This is a genomic window from Streptomyces durocortorensis, from assembly GCF_016901035.1.
Lineage (GTDB): Bacteria > Actinomycetota > Actinomycetes > Streptomycetales > Streptomycetaceae > Streptomyces > Streptomyces durocortorensis.
On the sequence record NZ_JAFEUF010000012.1, the window covers coordinates 1 to 16,607 of the forward strand.

At 72.3% G+C, this 16,607-nt stretch carries 19 protein-coding genes, 1 tRNA gene and 1 pseudogene; 11 read left to right on the plus strand and 10 right to left on the minus strand.

From position 1 onward, the window contains the following. The 3 genes and pseudogenes from JS521_RS04295 to JS521_RS04305 form a co-directional block, all read right to left on the minus strand. A pseudogene (locus tag JS521_RS04295) lies at window positions 1-107 on the minus strand (anti-anti-sigma factor); the annotation flags it as partial. Window positions 108-120: 13 nt separating this feature from the next. After that, window positions 121-300 carry a hypothetical protein gene (locus JS521_RS04300; protein ID WP_029182475.1) on the minus strand — a complete coding sequence of 60 codons (180 nt, stop codon included), beginning with the start codon at window positions 298-300 and terminating at the stop codon, window positions 121-123. Between the two features lie 92 nt (window positions 301-392). Next, window positions 393-827 carry a hypothetical protein gene (locus JS521_RS04305; RefSeq protein ID WP_205081371.1) on the minus strand — a complete coding sequence of 145 codons (435 nt, stop codon included), beginning with the start codon at window positions 825-827 and terminating at the stop codon, window positions 393-395. 158 nt (window positions 828-985) lie between these two features. Here JS521_RS04305 and JS521_RS04310 point away from each other — a divergent pair, with 158 nt between their 5' ends. Together JS521_RS04310 and JS521_RS04315 are read left to right on the plus strand one after the other, a co-directional pair. Continuing rightward, on the plus strand, window positions 986-1,492 hold the full coding sequence (locus JS521_RS04310; RefSeq protein WP_205081372.1) for a helix-turn-helix domain-containing protein: 507 nt from the start codon (window positions 986-988) through the stop codon (window positions 1,490-1,492). Then, complete coding sequence (locus JS521_RS04315; protein ID WP_205081373.1) at window positions 1,485-1,871, plus strand: DUF4180 domain-containing protein; 387 nt, start codon at window positions 1,485-1,487, stop codon at window positions 1,869-1,871. The genes JS521_RS04310 and JS521_RS04315 overlap by 8 nt, the downstream gene beginning before the upstream one ends. 31 nt (window positions 1,872-1,902) lie before the next feature. Here JS521_RS04315 and JS521_RS04320 read toward each other — a convergent pair whose 3' ends face one another. Beyond that, window positions 1,903-2,895 (minus strand): sporulation protein, encoded by a 993-nt coding sequence (locus tag JS521_RS04320; RefSeq protein ID WP_205081374.1) that lies wholly within the window; start codon window positions 2,893-2,895, stop codon window positions 1,903-1,905. A 384-nt stretch (window positions 2,896-3,279) separates the two neighbouring features. Here JS521_RS04320 and JS521_RS04325 point away from each other — a divergent pair, with 384 nt between their 5' ends. From JS521_RS04325 to JS521_RS04345, 5 genes are all read left to right on the plus strand, one after another. Further along, window positions 3,280-4,617, plus strand: a complete 1,338-nt coding sequence (locus JS521_RS04325; RefSeq protein WP_205081375.1) for a hemolysin family protein — start codon at window positions 3,280-3,282, stop codon at window positions 4,615-4,617. Next, entirely contained in the window at window positions 4,614-5,630 is a 1,017-nt protein-coding gene (locus tag JS521_RS04330) for a hemolysin family protein (RefSeq protein ID WP_205081376.1), read from the plus strand. The genes JS521_RS04325 and JS521_RS04330 overlap by 4 nt, the downstream gene beginning before the upstream one ends. Before the next feature lie 282 nt (window positions 5,631-5,912). Continuing rightward, a complete protein-coding gene (locus tag JS521_RS04335; protein ID WP_205081377.1) occupies window positions 5,913-6,533 on the plus strand; it encodes an L-threonylcarbamoyladenylate synthase in 621 nt (206 codons plus the stop codon). Window positions 6,534-6,600: 67 nt separating this feature from the next. Beyond that, complete coding sequence (locus JS521_RS04340) at window positions 6,601-7,236, plus strand: hypothetical protein (RefSeq protein ID WP_307847768.1); 636 nt, start codon at window positions 6,601-6,603, stop codon at window positions 7,234-7,236. Window positions 7,237-7,352: 116 nt separating this feature from the next. After that, complete coding sequence (locus tag JS521_RS04345; protein WP_065480053.1) at window positions 7,353-7,577, plus strand: hypothetical protein; 225 nt, start codon at window positions 7,353-7,355, stop codon at window positions 7,575-7,577. 60 nt (window positions 7,578-7,637) lie between these two features. On the opposite strand, the gene JS521_RS04350 is transcribed toward JS521_RS04345, so the two are convergent. The 5 genes from JS521_RS04350 to JS521_RS04370 form a co-directional block, all read right to left on the minus strand. Next, window positions 7,638-8,168, minus strand: coding sequence for an AAA family ATPase (locus tag JS521_RS04350; RefSeq protein WP_205081378.1), 531 nt, complete (start codon window positions 8,166-8,168; stop codon window positions 7,638-7,640). A gap of 62 nt (window positions 8,169-8,230) precedes the next feature. Continuing rightward, window positions 8,231-9,907: an ABC-F family ATP-binding cassette domain-containing protein gene (locus JS521_RS04355; protein ID WP_205081379.1), complete on the minus strand. Its 1,677-nt coding sequence runs from the start codon at window positions 9,905-9,907 to the stop codon at window positions 8,231-8,233. A gap of 312 nt (window positions 9,908-10,219) precedes the next feature. Further along, window positions 10,220-11,725, minus strand: coding sequence for a polyprenol phosphomannose-dependent alpha 1,6 mannosyltransferase MptB (mptB, locus tag JS521_RS04360; protein WP_205081380.1), 1,506 nt, complete (start codon window positions 11,723-11,725; stop codon window positions 10,220-10,222). A gap of 72 nt (window positions 11,726-11,797) precedes the next feature. Next, window positions 11,798-12,214, minus strand: coding sequence for an SRPBCC family protein (locus tag JS521_RS04365; RefSeq protein ID WP_205081381.1), 417 nt, complete (start codon window positions 12,212-12,214; stop codon window positions 11,798-11,800). A 36-nt stretch (window positions 12,215-12,250) separates the two neighbouring features. Next, a complete protein-coding gene (locus JS521_RS04370; RefSeq protein WP_205081382.1) occupies window positions 12,251-13,261 on the minus strand; it encodes an aldo/keto reductase in 1,011 nt (336 codons plus the stop codon). A 173-nt stretch (window positions 13,262-13,434) separates the two neighbouring features. Between JS521_RS04370 and JS521_RS04375 the strand changes: the two genes are divergently transcribed. Beyond that, window positions 13,435-14,358: a LysR substrate-binding domain-containing protein gene (locus tag JS521_RS04375; RefSeq protein WP_205081383.1), complete on the plus strand. Its 924-nt coding sequence runs from the start codon at window positions 13,435-13,437 to the stop codon at window positions 14,356-14,358. A gap of 134 nt (window positions 14,359-14,492) precedes the next feature. Continuing rightward, window positions 14,493-14,568, plus strand: a tRNA-Trp gene (locus JS521_RS04380). 17 nt (window positions 14,569-14,585) lie between these two features. Here JS521_RS04380 and JS521_RS04385 read toward each other — a convergent pair. Continuing rightward, window positions 14,586-14,855 carry a hypothetical protein gene (locus JS521_RS04385; protein ID WP_205081384.1) on the minus strand — a complete coding sequence of 90 codons (270 nt, stop codon included), beginning with the start codon at window positions 14,853-14,855 and terminating at the stop codon, window positions 14,586-14,588. Window positions 14,856-15,011: 156 nt separating this feature from the next. On the opposite strand from JS521_RS04385, the gene JS521_RS04390 reads away from it, so the two are divergent. Together JS521_RS04390 and JS521_RS04395 are read left to right on the plus strand one after the other, a co-directional pair. Next, window positions 15,012-15,632 (plus strand): DinB family protein, encoded by a 621-nt coding sequence (locus tag JS521_RS04390; RefSeq protein ID WP_205081385.1) that lies wholly within the window; start codon window positions 15,012-15,014, stop codon window positions 15,630-15,632. Window positions 15,633-15,743: 111 nt separating this feature from the next. Next, a complete protein-coding gene (locus tag JS521_RS04395; protein WP_205081386.1) occupies window positions 15,744-16,577 on the plus strand; it encodes a PP2C family protein-serine/threonine phosphatase in 834 nt (277 codons plus the stop codon). Window positions 16,578-16,607 lie beyond the last annotated feature (30 nt).

A 16,607-nucleotide genomic window follows, 5' to 3' on the forward strand; every position in this document is an offset into this window, starting at 1 on the left:
GCGGAGGCCCCGTCGTCCACGGCGGAGTGCAGGACCGTACGGGCGTCCGCCGCGCTTCGGACGTCGAGGCGGCCCCCCCCCCCCCCCCCGGCGGGGGGGCCCCGCAGCGGAGGGGACGGTTCAGCGCCTGCGCGAGCCGCCGATCCGGGTACCCGCGCCCACGCCCGCGACGTGGAGGGCGAGGAGCATGAGGCCGAGCAGCATCACGTTGGTCGACGCGAAAACGTCGTTGGTGGAGATGTCGGCCGCGTTGATCAGGAACGCGATGAAGAACAGCACTGCGGCAGCTATACCGAGCATGGGGAGCTCCTTCCGAGCGGTGACCTCCGTATGCCCGGGATCGCGGGACGTACGCCGGGGTGCGCCGGTCTCAACTCCTCAGGCCCAGCCCGTCAGTCGGCCGTGTGGTCCGGATGCCCCTCGGTCCGCCGGGCCGCCTTCATCTCGGCTTCGTAGAGGTGGTCGCGGCCCTCGGCGAGCTCCTGTCGGACCCGCCGTTCGATCGTCCGGAAGACGTCGTAGTAGGTGGTGTTGTACTCCTCGACGATCTGGAACGTCCAGTGCCCGGGGATGACGTTGCGGCCGAGGATCTCCCGTTCGACCTGGTCGGCCTGTGGCCCGTGTCCTGCGGCGCGGAGCAGTCGTACGGCTTCGTCGAGGGCCAGGTCGGCGCTACCGGTGAGCTGGTGGAAGTCGTAGAGGGAGCCACGGGCCCGCTCGGCGGTCTCCAGCGCCTTCGACAGGGCTCCGAGGGCCTCGACGGTCGTGTCGGTGACGCCTTCGGGACGCTGGTGCCGCGGATCGGGCGGCCGGGTTCCGGGATTCATGGGGCTCCTTGTCCACGTGGGCGGCCGTTGGCTTCTCACCTTCCTACCCGGGATCCGCAGCACCCGCCGAGCGCGACCAAACGAGCATACTTCTCTAACCTTCTCTATCTTCTTCCCTGAAGTGACACATAGGGAAGTTTGGAGTATGTTAAGTCGCCATGGGGAGCGATGAGCGCGAGCTCTATTCGATCGGCGAGGTGGCCGAGCGTCTGGGCCTGCATGTACGGACCGTCCGCAACTACGTCCGCGACGGGCGGCTCAAGGCCGTCCGGATCGGCAAGCAGTACCGGGTCAGCAGGGAGGACTTCGAAGCCCTGACCGGTGCATCCGAGGGCGGTACCGCCCCCGGGCCATCAGCGGCCACCGCGGGCGGGCACGTGGAGGTCTCCAGCGTCGTGCAGATCGACGCGCTCGGTCCGGATGCAGCGCACCGCCTGAGCACGTTCCTGACAGCAAGCGCGCAGTCGGCCCGGGGAGCATCGGAGTCCCTGCGCATCCAGACGGTCTACGACAAGGAGCGGACCCGGATGAAGATCGTCGTACTCGGCGGAGCCACCGCCACCGCCGACCTGCTCCACTTGATCGACGGCCTGCTCGGCCCGGACAGCGGCCTCTTCACCTCCTCGTCCCCGGCCGTGGACGAGAAGGGGGCGGACCGTGCCTGACATCGTCGAGCAGCACGGCGTTCCGGTTCTGGTGTGCGAGGCCGACGGAGTGTCGATCGGCACCGTCCAGGACGCCCTGGACCATCTGATCGGTGCCGCGTTCACGGGCGCGGAGGTGGTCGCGGTGCCTTCCCCCCGACTGGACGACCGGTTCTTCGACCTGAGCACCGGCCTCGCCGGAGACATCCTGCAGAAGTTCGCCAACTACCGGCTGCGCCTGGTCGTCATCGGGGACATCGGCCGCCACCTGGCTGCCAGTTCGGCCCTGCCCGACCTGGTCCGCGAAGCCAACCGGGGGCAGGACATCTGGTTCCTCCCGGACCTGGACGCCCTCGCCGACCGACTGGGCCCGGATGGAGCGGGCCGGAAGACGGGCTGATCCCCTTCCGGCCCGGCCCCGGCCCCTTCGGTCAGCCCTCGTCGTCGCCCCCCGCGTCCTCCTCGCCCTCGTCCGCGAGGGCGTCGCCGATCTCGTCGACGACCTCGGCCGCGACCATGCCGCCGACGACGCCCACGGCCACGCCCGCGGCGACCCCGGCCACCACCGCACCCGCGCCGGGGCCCGAACGGTGCCGGTCTCCGTGGGGTTCGCCGTGGTGGTCTCCGTACGGGGACGGCGTGCCGTACCCCTCACGGCCGGCGATGACCTCCTTCAGCCAGGCGTCGACCTGGGCGTTCCAGTCGGTCTGCGGGGCCGCGTGGTGGGAGGCAGTGAAGCGGTGGACCGTGTCGTGGCCCTCGGAGAGGAGCCCGGCGCGCTTGTCCGCCTCGATCACGACCTCCAGACCGCCCGGTGCGGCGATGAAGGTCACCTCGATCTCGTTCACAGCGTGCGCGTGGCCGGCCGGCGGGAGGATCTCGATCTCCTGGTAGCAGGGCAGCTGCTGACCGGTGCCCCGGATGTGGCCGAGCTCCAGGTCCGCGGACCTGAACGCGTAACCGAGCTGCCCGAAGGCCTCCAGGATCGCCTCCTGCGCGGGCAGCGGTCCCACCGCGAGCGCGTCGAGGTCGCCCTTGTCCCGGGCTCCCGCGATCTCCAGCTCCGTGCGGATGCCGAGGACGGGCCCGAGGTGCTGGCCGTGCAGCTCGGTGACCGGCGTCTCCCACGGCAGGGTGACGGTGAAGGGCACCGTGTGTTCGGCCTCCTCCGCCAGCCGGAACCCACCGCCGACGGTGAACCGTTCGAGGACGACCGTGCCCTCGGCCTCCTCCTCCAGGTCCTCCCTCTCGACCCGGGCGACGAGGAGAAGGGAGATCCGGTCGACCGTCACGTCCGACCCGCCGCCCCGCAGGCGGACCTCTCCGGAGAGGAGACCACCGGGCAGCGCCGGGCCGGGCTGCAGAACGGTGTCGACCGAGGGTCCACCGACCCCGAGGGCTCCGAGCAACTTCTTGAACACCATGTGCGGCGTCCGCTCCTTCTGTGGATGGGCGATCGAGGCCGCGTGAGCCACCTCGCCGGGCAGAACCTCCCGGAAAGCAAAGGATTTCCCAAGCCCGCGACCGCTACGCACAGTTCCGGCCACCCAGATCGCAGGCGGCCGCCCGGAATCCGCTCCCCGTCACCCGCCGCGAGGTATTTCCCCTGCACGGCACTCCGTGTGACACCCGCCACTCCCCATTGCTTTGCGTTCCCTTTACTATCTATCAGGCGGGTTCACACCCGTCCCCCACCGTCGATCCCGACGACCCGAACAGAGAAGGAGCTGCGGCACCGCAATGGGTGAGCCTCCCAGTACGAACCGTGTCATCCCTGACCCCGCGCACCAGGGGACGGAGGTGACACGGTGAGCGAAGTGGTCCTTCTCCTCCTCGCCCTCGCGCTGACACTGGCCTGTGCAGTGTTCGTCGCGGCCGAGTTCTCGCTCACGACCATCGAGCGGAGCGAGCTCGAACGCGCCGCGAAGGCCGGTGAGCGCGGCGCCGAGAGCGCACTCAAGGCGGCCAAGCGGCTCACCTTCCAGCTCTCCGGCGCCCAGCTCGGCATCACCGTGACCTCCCTGGTCATCGGCATGCTCGCCGAGCCGTCCCTCGCGGTGCTGCTGCGCGGCCCGCTGGAGTCCGTCGGCCTGCCGGACGGTGCCGTTTCCACGGTCGCCACCCTCCTCGGCGTGGCTGCGTCGACCGTCGTCCTCATGGTCATCGGCGAGCTGGTCCCGAAGAACTGGGCGATCTCCAGCCCGCTCACGGTCGCCAAGGTCGTCTCGACCCCGCAGCGGGCGTTCACGGCCGCTTTCGGTCCGCTGATCCGGCACCTGAACAACACCGCGAACCGCTTCGTGCGACGGCTGGGCCTGGAACCGGCCGAGGAGCTGGCCTCCGCCCGTACGCCGCAGGAGCTGATCGCGCTCGCCCAGCACTCCGCCCGTGAGGGCGCGATCGAGCAGGACTCGGCCGAGCTGTTCGTCCGTACGCTGCACCTGGCGGAGCTGTCCGCCGAGAACGTGATGACGCCGCGCGTCGACGTCCGGGCGCTGGAGGCGCACGCCACCGCCGCCGACGCCGCCAACCTCACCCTGGCCACCGGCCTGTCCCGCTTCCCGGTCTACCGGGACAGCCTGGACGAGGTGATCGGCACGGTCCACATCCGCGACGTCCTCGCCCTGGACGAGTCGGAGCGGCCCCGGACCCCGGTCACCGCGCTGGCCACCGAGCCGCTCCTCGTCCCCGACTCGCTGCCCGTCGACCGGCTGCTGGCGCAGTTGCGCAAGCACCGGACGATGGCCGTGGTGATCGACGAGTACGGCGGTACGGCAGGGGTCGCCACCGTCGAGGACATCGTGGAGGAGGTCGTCGGCGAGGTCCGCGACGAGCACGACCCCCACGAGCGCCCCGACCTCGCACCGGCCGAGCCGCTCGGCGACGGCCGTCAGGTCTGGGCGGCCGAGGGCAGCATCCGGCTGGACCAGCTCGACCGGATCGGGTTCGGCGCGCCGGAAGGCCCGTACGAGACGCTCGCCGGCCTGCTCGCCAACCAGCTGGCCCGCATCCCGGTCCGCACCGACCGGGTGGAGGTCGACGGCTGGCAGTTCGACGTGCTCGACATCGAGCACCACCGGGCCGACCGGGTCCGGATCACCGCGCCCGCTCCGGCGCTGGCCCTCGTGGAGGAGGACGCCCGATGACCACCATTCAGCTCGCCATCGGCGCGCTCACCCTCCTCACCAACGCGTTCTTCGTGGGCGCGGAGTTCGCGCTCATCTCGGTGCGCCGCAGCCAGATCGAGCCGCAGGCCGTCCGGGGCAGCCGGCGCGCCAAGAGCACCCTGTGGGGTCTCGAACACCTGTCGGCCGCGATGGCCACCGCGCAGCTCGGCATCACCATCTCCTCCCTGGTGCTGGGCGCCGTAGCGGAACCGGCCATCGCCCATCTGCTGGAGCCGCCGTTCGACGCGGTCGGTGTGCCCGACGCGCTGGTCCACCCGATCGCCTTCGTGATCGCGCTGACGCTGGCGACGTATCTCCACATGCTCATCGGCGAGATGATCCCGAAGAACATCGCGCTGGCCGCCCCCGTCGCCACGGCGCTGGCGCTGGGGCCGTCCCTGGTGGCCCTGACCCGGGCGCTGCGGCCGGTCATCTTCGGCATCAACGCCTTCGCCAACATGCTGCTGCGGCTGCTCAAGGTGGAGACCAAGGACGAGGTCGCCTCGGTGTTCACCGACGACGAGCTCGTACGGCTGGTGAAGGACTCCAGCGACGCCGGGCTGCTCGCCCCGGCGGACGGCGAGCGCCTGCGGGACGCGCTGGAACTGGGGACGCGGCCGGTGGGCGAGGTGATGGTCCCGCTGAACCGGACCGTCACCGTCGACCTCGGTATCACCCCGCAGGGTCTGGAGCGGGCCGCTGTCGCCTCGGGCTTCTCCCGGCTTCCGGTCACCGGACCCGACGACGGGCTGCTGGGGTACTTCCACATCAAGGACGCCCTCGGCGTCGCGGAGCGCACCAAGGCGCTGCCCAAGAGCGCCCTCCACCCCGTCATCCGGGTCGAGATCGACACCCCGCTCGACGACACCCTCACCGCGATGCGGGCCGCCGGTACGCATCTCGCGGCGGTCGCCGGGGGCAAGGGCACGGTCATCGGCTTCGTGACCATGGAGGACGTCCTGGACGAGCTGGTGGGGGCCGCCGCGGTCTGACCGGGCCCGGCGGTGAACACCACCGTGTGAAGCGGAAGAAGAGGCGGGGCCGCGCCCCCCCCCCCGCCCCCCCCCCCGTGGGGGGGCCCCCCCCCCCCGCCCCCGCCCCGGGCGGCCGGGGGGCGGGGGGGGCGCGGCGGGGGGGGGGGCGGCCCCCCGGGCCCCCCCCCGGGCGCCTCGCCCCCCCCCCCCCCCGGCCGCCCCCCCCCCCCCCCCCCCCCGCCTCTCACGCTTTCCGGCGCACCCCACTGCCGGCCGTGCCCGAGCGCGTAAGCTCGGCGGATGGCCAAGTACTTCGACGTGCACCCCGCAAATCCCCAGCCCCGCACCATCAGCACGGTGGTCGACAGCATCCGGTCCGGTGCGCTCGTCGCGTACCCGACCGACTCGTGCTACGCCCTGGGCTGCCAGTTGGGCAACCGAGACGCCATCGGCCGGATCAAGTCGATCCGGAATCTCGACGACCGCCACCACTTCACGCTGGTGTGCCACGACTTCGCGCAGCTGGCGCAGTTCGTGCGCGTGGACAACGACGTGTTCCGGGCGGTCAAGGCGGCGACGCCCGGCAGCTACACCTTCATCCTCCCGGCGACGAAGGAGGTCCCCCGCCAGTTGCTGCACCCGAAGAAGAAGACGGTCGGGGTGCGCATCCCCGACCATGTCGTCACCCAGGCGCTGGTCGCGGAGCTCGGCGAGCCGCTGCTCTCCAGCACCCTGCTGCTCCCGGACGAGGAGGAGCCGCTGACGCAGGGCTGGGAGATCAAGGAGCGGCTCGACCACGAGGTGGACGCCGTCATCGACTCGGGCGACTGCGGCACCGAGCCGACCACGGTCATCGACTTCTCCGGCGACGAGCCCGAGATCGTACGTCGCGGAGCCGGGGACGTGTCCCGCTTCGAGTAGCCCGTACGGCCGCGGTCCCCGTCCGTCGTCCCTCCCCCGTCGCCCGCGGCGGGGGAGACTGGCGGGCGTGACAGGGACAGGTGAGCGACTGCGGTTCGACGGCTGGATCGCCGGTGTGGGGACCTCCTCGGGTACCCGGCTGGTGGTCGGGCACTGGCCGCGCTCCCCGTTCGGGGCGTTCGCCGACGTCATGGTCGAGCACCCCGACGGCGAGCGGGTCCTGCTGGCCCCGTCCCGGCGGATCGCGGACTTCGTGGCCGCGACGTACCGCTTCGACCGGATCGAGGTGGTGCCCGTGACCGTCACCTCCGTCACCGCCACCGGCGACACCTGGTGCGTCGAGGCGGGACCGCTGCGGCTGCGGCTGCGCACCGGACGCCGGTCCGCCCTCGGCCTGCTGCTGTCCGCCGTACCGGCCCCGCTCGCCCGCAGCCCGCTCTGGGCCGCGCTGTGCGATGTGCCGGCCCGGTTGCTGATGCCCGGCGTACGCACCCTGGGCCAGGCGGCTCCGGGGCGGAGGGAGTGGTACGGGGCGCGGGGGCTGCGCCCGGTCGTGGACGCCGACGCCGTGCTGGCCGGGGTGAGCCTGGGCGCGCTGGCGCCGCTCGATCCGCCCGTGGCCTTCGGGTTCGGCTCCGCCCCGCGCAGCCCCTCCCTGGTGCGCGTCACCACAACGGTGGAACTCGCGCCGGCCGGGAGGTGAGGGCCGCCGCGGCCCCCGGGGAGGCCGCCGGAGCCGTTTCCGTACCGTCTACGGGCCGCTCGCGACGGAGGGCGGCCGGGGATGCGAGGGGGCGGGGCGCGTCGCAGGGTGGACCCATGGCAAATCCCCCGATCGTCATCCACCGTCCGACCCCCTCGGGCGGCCGCCGGGTGACCGTGCACTACGAAGGCCGGGACGAGATACTCGGGCTGGCCCACAGCGACCACGACGTGATCGTGTTCCTGAGCGAGGCCGGCCTCGAAGAAGCGGACCGGATCCTCGACAACCCGGTCTGGGTGGAGTGGCGGGGCGGGCGGGCCCACAGCTACGAGGCGGCCTGAAAGCCCCGCCGCCCGCACCGCCCGCCGTGTCACCCCGCGGCGGCCCGAGGCCTCCGCGGATCACACGCGCAGACCGTCGAGGATGGCCGAAACCGTCTCCTCGGGTGTCTGGCCGGTCGTGTCCAGCCACCGACCGATCCGGGGCGTCCCGCTCCGCAGGTGCGCGTCGAACGCCTCGACCGTCCACTCCCCGTACCCCGTCTTTCCCCGCCCGGCCTCCCTCGCGCGCACGGCCCCGGGTGAAGGGGCGAGCACGATGACGTGGAGCGGGCGGGTGCGGATCCTGTCGACGTAGCGCGGCAGGTCGTCGCCGAGGACGATGTCCTGGACGACGGCCGTCCATCCGTCGTCCGCGTAGGCGTCGGCCACCTGTGCGGAGATCCGCTGGCGCAGGTCGAGCTGGCTCCGCGCCTCCTCCGCCTCGTCGGGGGTCATCTCGGCGCGGCCGGAGACGATCATGCGGCGGAAGACGTCGCCGCGCACATGGACCGCTCGCGGCAGGCTCTCCGCCAGGAGCTGGGCGACGGTGGACTTGCCCGCCGCCATCACTCCGGTGATCAGTACGACACAGGGGCCGGGGTCTGCGCCCATCCGGATCTCCTCCCTCACCTTCTTCTCCGATCGTGCGGCCGGGGTCACCTCGTCCGGTGCGGTCACGCCGTGCCCGCCGGGGTGGATTCCGGGTTTCCGAACAGTTCGCGGACCTCTTCGGCGTCGGTCTCCCGCAGCTCGTCGTCCAGCAGGATCCAGCGGGTGATGTCCACGGATTCCAGGAACGGCAGGTCGTGGCCGGCGATGAGCAGCGCGCCCTCGTAGGACTCCAGGGCGCTCGTCAGCTGCCGCACGCTGGCCAGGTCCAGGTTGTTCGTCGGCTCGTCCAGCAGGAGCAGTTGCGGAGCGGGGGCGGCGAGCATCGTCGCCGCGAGCGCGGCCCGGAACCGTTCGCCGCCCGAGAGGGTGCCCGCCGGCTGCTCGGCGCGGGCCCCCTTGAAGAGGAACCGGGCGAGCTGGGAGCGGATCTGGTTGTCGGTGGTACCCGGGGCGGTGCGGGCGACGTTGTCGGCGACGCTCAGGGCGTCGTCGAGGACGTCGAGGCGCTGCGGGAGGAACTTCAGCGGCACCGCCGCCGTGGCCTCTCCGGCGCTGGGCGCCAGCTCCCCGGTGAGCGTGCGCAGGAAGGTGGTCTTCCCGGCCCCGTTGCGGCCGACCAAGGCGATGCGTTCGGGCCCCTTCACCTGGAGGGCCCCCTCGCGCAGCCGCCCGTAGGGCAGGCTCAGATCCCGTACGGTCAGGACGGTGCGGCCTGCGGGCACCGCGGTGTGGGGCAGGCTCACCTTGATCTCGGCGTCCCGGCGGATGGCTTCGGCGGCTTCCTCCCTGCGCTCCCTGGCCTCGTCGAGGCGGTCCTCGTGCAACCCGCGCAGCCGGTCCCCGGACTCCTGGGCGGAACGCTTGCGCTCGCCGGCGACGATGCGCGGGGCCTTCCGCTGGGCGTTCAGCTTCTTGTCGTGACGCTGGCGGCGGGCCACTTTGATCCGGGTCTCCTCCAGTTCGCGCTGCTGCCGGCGTACGTCGGCGTCGGCGGCGCGCAGCATCCGCCCGGCGGCCTCCTGCTGGGTGGCGAGGGCTTCCTGGTACGCGGACCAGCCGCCCCCGTACCAGCTCACCGAGCCCGACCGCAGTTCGGCGATGCGGTCGACGCGCTCCAGCAGGTCCCGGTCGTGGCTGACGACGATCAGGATTCCGGTGCGCCAGGAGTCGACGGCGTCGTAGAGCCTCCGGCGGGCGAACAGGTCGAGGTTGTTGGTCGGCTCGTCGAGGAGGAGGACGTCCGGGCGTTCCAGGAGCAGTGCGGCCAGGCGCAGCAGGACGGTCTCCCCGCCGGACAACTCCCCCACGGTCCGGTCCAGTTCGACGGCCCCGAGCCCGAGGGTGCCGAGGGTGGCCAGGGCGCGTTCCTCGACGTCCCAGTCGTCGCCGACGGTCTCGAAGTGCTCCTCCCGTACGTCCCCGGATTCGATGGCGCGCAGGGCGGCCCGCCGCTCGGCGATGCCGAGGGCCGCGTCGACGCGGAGGCCGGTGTCCAGGGTGATGTTCTGGGGCAGGTAGGCGAGGTTTCCGCCGACGGTGACGGATCCCGACGCGGGGCGCAGGAGTCCGGCGAACAGGCGGAGCAGGGTCGACTTGCCGGCTCCGTTGGCCCCGGCCAGACCGGTGCGGCCCGGGGGGACCGTGAGGGAGAGCCCGTCGAAGAGGCTGGTGCCGTCGGGCCACTGGAAGGAGAGGTGGGAGACGGCCAGGGAGGCGCTGGGCGCGGTGGGATGGCTCATGGTGGTTCTCGCAGTCGGAAGCGGTGGAGAGGGAAAGGGGCTTCGTATGCGAACAGCACGCGGCGACCCGGCCGGGGGCCGGAAAGTGGTGGGGAGAACAGTCCTGCGAGGCAGAGGGACGGCTCAGCACCGAGGTCGCATCCACGCGGAAGTCACGGGCGGCAGAGATGCCGACAGCGTCGTGACCGTGTACGGGCCAGGCCGTACCGCGCGATGATCGCGGACCTCAGATGCGCAACGTCCACCTCTATCGGAGACAACAGGACTCGCTCAGCGTAGCCGAAGGGCTTGCGGGGCGTCGAGAGGATTGGTTCACGGAGCGTTCTGCGGGGCCGGAGTCGGGGAAGCGGCGGACGTCGAGGGCTGCTGGTCCTCCGCTGTGCACTCGGGGCCGCGCCGACCGGGCAGTCGGACGCCGGGCGGCACGACGGGGGCGCGGCGGATCGCGAGCGTACCGAGGACGACGGCGAGACCGGCGAGAGCGAATCCGTAGGGCGGGGTGGCGCCCATGGGGTGGGTCTCGTACACGAGGGCCGCCGAGAGCACGGTCAGGACGGCGGAGAAGCGGCCGTACTGCTCGGTCGCGGCGACGACGGCCATGCCCCACAGCAGGTACCAGGGCTGGACCATCGGCGAGAGGGCCACCAGCACGAGCAGCGAGAGACCCAGGGCATGGGCGGGCGTCATGCTGCCCCGCATCGCACGGCGGGCCAGCACGACGATCAGGCCGAGCGCGACCGCCAGGCCCAGCGTCTGGACGGCGGACTTCACCGGCTCCGCGTCGACGTCCAGCAGCAGGTGGGCCAGCTCGCCGAGGCCGAGGCCGAGGTCGCTGGTGACGGAGAGCGCGGTATGGATGTTCGCGGCGACGCCCTGGGTGTGGAGCCAGCCGAATCCGGTGCCGCTGATCAGGGTGGCCCCGCCGGCGACCGCGCAGGCGATCAGGCCGGGCGCGAACAGGCCCTTGGCCCAGCGGCGCCACTGGGGGCCCGTCGCGGAGGCGTGCACGAGGACCCCGATGAACAGGAGCGACACGGCCGCCGGTGACTTCACCATGATGGCGAGGCCGACGAGGGCGCTGCCCGCGACCCACTGTCCGCGCAGGGCGAGCACGAAACCGGCGAGCATCAGACCGATCATCAGCCCGTCGTTGTGCACGCCGCCGACCACATGGATCAGCAGCAGCGGGTTGAGGGCGCCCAGCCACAGGGCGCGGCTCTCGCTGTGGCCGTGTTCGCGCGCCAGGCGGCGCAGCGCCCAGACGATCAGGACGAGCGAGAGGAGCGCGACGAGCCGCATCGCCAGGACGGCGGGGACGATCGTGCCGCCGGTGGTCCAGGCGACGGCGGCGGAGATCAGGAGGAAGAGCGGTCCGTAGGGGGCCGGGGTGTCGCGCCAGTGGTTGCCGACGCTCGCGGCGGCGTCGCCGCCGATTCCGCCGGGGTCCAGCGCTGAGGGGCCGACGGTGTAGACGTCGTGCCCTTCGACGACCATCGAGCCCTGGGCGATGTAGCTGTAGACATCGGCGCTGTAGAGCGGGGGCGCGAGCAGGAAGGGGGCTGTCCACCAGGCGAGGGTGACGAGGGTGTCGCGGACGGTGGAGGCGGTCCTGCCGTACTGCCACCAGGCCACGACGAGCACGGTCAGTCCGACGTAGGCGACGGCGGCGGCCACGGCCTTCGTGGCGGACCCGTGGTCGGTCCACAGGCCCCAGGGGTCGTGGACCGGCAGCTTTCCGGCGAACCAGCCGCCGACGACGATCGCCAGGGATCCCACCGCACCCAGCCGTCGGTACCCGACCGCGCTCAAAGCCCACATGACCGGTCAACCTATCGGACGGCCCGGCCCGGCCCCCAGCCGCTCCCCCGGCTTGCCGGGCGCCCGTGGCGTTCAGCCGGAGAGCGAGTGCGCGAGGGCGGCGAGGCCGTCGGCGTAGATGCCGTGGAAGAGAGCGGCGGCCTCGTCGTCACCGATCCCGTCCGGGGTGAAGGTGCCGGACCACTCGACGCGCGACCGGTCGGGGGTCGCGCCCTCGTGCACGGTGATGGTGGACAGGTAGCCGGTGACCGGGAACGGGGCCCGGAGGATGGAGTAGCTGTAGCTGCGCGAGGCGTTGTCGAAGGCTTCGAGGCGTTCGACGATGACGCCTCCCTCCTCGTTGACGAGGGTGCGGACGCGGCCGCCCTCGCCGGCTTCGCTGGTCGGGATGTACGGGAGCCAGTCGGGCAGGGAGTCGAAGCCGCCGATGAGCTGCCAGACGCGGTCGGCGGGTACGGGGAGTTCGGTGGAGGCGGTGGTGCCGGCCATGGGGATGACTTCCTTGACGTGGTCGGTGCGGGTGGTTCAGGCGGTGGGGACGGGGGCGTCGGCGGAGATGAGCTCCTCCTCGCGCAGGGCCGCCCAGAAGGCCGCGGGGATCTTCTCGTCGAGGGCGGCGAGGTCCTCGGCGACGCGGCTGGGGCGGGTGGCGCCGGGGATCGCCGCCGCGATGGCCGGGTGGGCCAGGGCGAACTGGAGGGCGGCGGCCTTGATGCCGATGCCGTGCTGCTCGGCGAGGACCTTGAGGCGCTCGACCTTGGCGACGATGTCCGCGGGGGCCTTCCGGTACTCGAAATGCGCGCCGCCCGCGAGGACGCCGGAGCTGTACGGTCCGCCGACGACGAGATCGACGTCGTGCTCGGCCGCCGCCGGGAGGAGCCGCTGGAGGGCGCGGTCGTGGTCGAGGAGGGTGTAGCGCCCGGCGAGGAGGAACGCGTCGGGGCGTGGTTCGTCGAGGTCGAGGGTGAGTTCGAGCGGCTCGACCTTGTTGACGCCGAGGCCCCAGGCCTTGATGACGCCTTCCTCGCGCAGCCGGGTCAGCACCCGGAAGGCGCCGGTGCGGGCGCTCTCGTAGGCCGCGAGCCACTCGTCGCCGTAGAAGTCCTGGGCGACGTCGTGGACCCAGACGATGTCCAGTCGGTCGGTGCGCAGCCGCTTGAGGCTGTCCTCGATGGAGCGCAGGGTGGCGTCGGCGCTGTAGTCGTTGACCATCTTGTTGGGGCGGCCGTGCTCGAAGAGCCCGCCCTTCTCGCCGAGGTCGCGGGCGGCGGGGTCCTCGGTCTCGTCCAGGACGACCCGGCCGACCTTGCTGGAGAGGACGTAGGCGTCGCGCGGCTGCTGGGCGAGGACGTCGCCGAGGCGGATCTCGGAGAGCCCGGCGCCGTAGAAGGGGGCGGTGTCGAAGTAGCGGATGCCCTGGTCCCAGGCGGCCTGCACGGTGGCGGCGGCCTCGTCGTCGGGGATCGCCCGGAACATGTTGCCGAGCGGTGCGGTGCCGAAGCCGAGGCGGCCGGGGAGGAGGCGGGTGATGCTCACGTGTGTCCTTGAGGGTGGGGAACGAGCCGATCCTTGGTGCGGCTTTGGTCCGGATATATCCGGTTGCGCACGCTCTGTCGGCCTTACGCATTCGAGGTTAGGATCGAGCATTGAGACTGTCCAAGACTTGTCTGGGCTGACTTGAGTCTCCGAAGGTCTTACGAGGACGTGACATGCTCGATCTCCGCCAACTCCGCTATTTCGTCGCCGTCGCCGAGACGGAACACGTCGGCCGCGCCGCCGAACAGCTCCACATCTCCCAGTCGCCGCTCAGTCGGCAGATCGCCCAGTTGGAGAAGGAGCTGGGCCTGGTCCTGTTCGAGCGGGACCGGCAGCGCATCCGCCTGACCTCGGACGGCCGCGTCTTCCTCGCCGAGGCGCAGGCCCTGCTGACCCACGCCGGCCGGCTGGAGAACCTGGGGCGCCGGCTCGGGCGGGGCGAGGAGGGCGGGCTCTGCGTCGGCTACGTACCGGACGCCATGCACACCGGGCTGCTGCCCGCCGCCCTGCGTACGCTGCGTCTGGAGCGTCCCGGGATCCATGTGGCGCTGTACGGGCAGCAGAGCGCCGAGCAGTTCGAGGGGCTGCGGCAGCGCAGCCTGGACATCGCTCTGGTCCAGGAGCCGCCGGCCGAGGACGACCCGGATCTGCGCTCGGCGCTGCTGCTGGAGGATCCGCTGCAGCTCGTGCTGCCGGGCGGCCATCCGCTGGCGGACAAGCCGGATCTCGTGCCGGCCGATCTGGACGGGCAGCCGTGGATCGCGGTGGAGAGCAGCCGCGACCCGGCGTGGCGCGACGCGTTCGTCGCCTCGTGCGTGGCGGCCGGTTTCACCCCGGACATCACGCTGGACGCCGCCGAGCCTCTCACCGCGCTGGGGCTCGTCGCCTCGGGGTTCGGTCTGGCACTGGTGCAACGCAGCATGGTGCGCGGCACGGCGCCCGGCGTGGCCGTGCGGGAACTGCCCTGGCACAGCGGGTCCGCCCGGCTGTGGGCGGCGTGGCACCGGGTCGATCTGCGGCCCGTGGTGGGGGCCTTCCGTGCCACGGTGCTGGGGACCGCGCCCGGTGAACCGGCCGGCGGGGGCATCGGGGCCTGAACCGGTCGGCGGGAGCACCCGGGCGAAAACCAGTCGGCGGCGGGAGCCTTGGAGCGTAAACCGGTTGGCCGGGCATCGGGGCGTAAACCGGTTGGCCGGGGCATCGGGGCGTGCCAGGCTTCACCCTGCAACCAAGGGGCGTAGCTCAGCGGCCAGAGCGGCGGTCTCCAAAACCGTATGTCGCAGGTTCGATTCCTGCCGCCCCTGCCATCACCGTCCGGCCTCCGTCATCGCACGTCGCCACGCCAGTCCCACTGGTGGCTGTCCGGCGACCGCGGCCCGTACTCGGCGCGTCCGCCGGGCCCGTAGGCGCCGATCTCGGTGACCAGCCCGACACCGTCGCGCAGGTCCGCGTCGCCCCAGCCGGTGACGTCGAGGAGCAGCCCGTCGAGCGGGCCGGCGACCAGCTCGCGGTAGTCGTGACCCGGCCTCGGTCCCGGGCGGGGGTCGTCGTGGTCGGTGCCGTACACCCGTCGCTGCCTCATCAGCTCGTCCATGCGGGCAGCATCCCACCGAGCACTGACAACGGCTCGGTACGAGGGTCCATCCGGCCACCGACCGGTGCCGGTCCGTCCGGGCCCGCGGCCGGCGGCCGGCGGCTGGCAGCCGGAAATCGGCGCGCGCCCGCCCTTCGGCTGTGGCACGCTCCACCGATGACCCTCCCACCGCGCCTGATCCCGCTGCTGGAACAGTTCGACTTCGCGTGCGAGCGGCTGCTCGCCCGCCTGGCCGGTCCCGTCATGGACAGCGGCAACGGCGTCGACATCGGCGTCTCCCCGCTCGGCGACGACGAGTACCTCTGGGAGCCCGTGCCCGACTGCTGGTCCGTACGCCGTCGCGGTGACGAACCCGGGGCCCGGGCGACAGCCCTGGCGGGGGCCGGGGACTGGGGGCGGGACTCGGCGGACTCCCCGCATCCGTTCCCCCCGCCGTTCACCACCCTCGCGTGGCGTCTGAGCCATCTCGCCGAGATGCTCACCCTCCGTGCCGACCACACCCACGGCAGCAGGTCGCTCACCCGCGACGGCTATCGCACGCCGGGGGACGCCGCCGGGGCGGTGGCCGCCTTCGAGACCGCGTCCGCCGCCTGGCGGGAGGCCCTGCTCACCGCCGACGACACGGCCCTGGACACCGTCGGGTACAGCACCTACCCGAACGGCAGCGACGCCGAGGACCCCTTCGTCGACATCGTCTGGTGGGTCAACCAGGAGGTGCTGCACCACGGCGCCGAGATCGCCCTGCTCCGCGATCTGTACCGCGCCCGACCGTCCTGAGGAATGCCCCCGGCTGCCGGGGCGCCCGCCGGGGTCGCCGCAGTCACCGCAGTCGCCGCCCGGGGGTGTCCGCCATATGATTCAGGGACTTAACGCACCGCGGAGCGGCACATGAACCGGCGTCGGACTCCCCGCTCAGCTAGCGCCGAAGACCTGCTCACCACCTTGCAGGACCTCACCGCGCGCGCTCGCCGCGAAGTGGAGTTCCACCAGGCCAGGGTGGAACTCGCGCAGGCACTCCAGCGCGACATGCTCCCGGCGACACTGCCGACGTTCCCCGGCCTCCAGTCCGCCGCACGCTACGCGCCCGCCCGCCACGGTCTGGACATCGGCGGTGACTGGTACGACGGCTTCACGCTTGCGGACGGGGCCCTCGGCTTCGCCATCGGCGACGTACAGGGCCATGACGTCGAGGCGGCCGCCTTCATGGGCCAGGTCCGCATCGCGATGCGGGCCATCGCGGGCACGGCGTCCGATCCGGGCGAGGTGCTGGGCCGGACGAACGATCTGCTGCTGTCCGTGGACTCGGGGCTTTTCGCGACCTGTACGTTCATGCGGCTGGACCCGGCGACCTGGGAGCTGCACAGCGCACGGGCCGGGCACGTGGCGTGCGTGTGGGCCACCACGGAGGGCCGGTCCGGTGTCACGGAGGACCCGGGCGGCCTGCCGCTCGGCATCGAGCCCGGCGAGGGCTATCCCGTCACCCGACGCACCCTCGACTCCGACGGGGCGATCGTGCTGCTCACCGACGGTGTCGTCGAGGGGCCGTCGCTGCTGATCGAGGACGGACTCGAACGGGTCCGTCAGCTGGTCGCCGCGCCCCCCCGGGCGCGCGCGCCGCAACTGGCCGACGAGGTCCTGGGCGCGGCGGAGCTGACGGGGCACGAGGACGACGCCGCCGTGCTGGTCCTGCGGCACGGAGCCGCCCGCCGCGGAGCGCGGTGACGCCGGACCGTACCGCGCGTGTCACCTGCC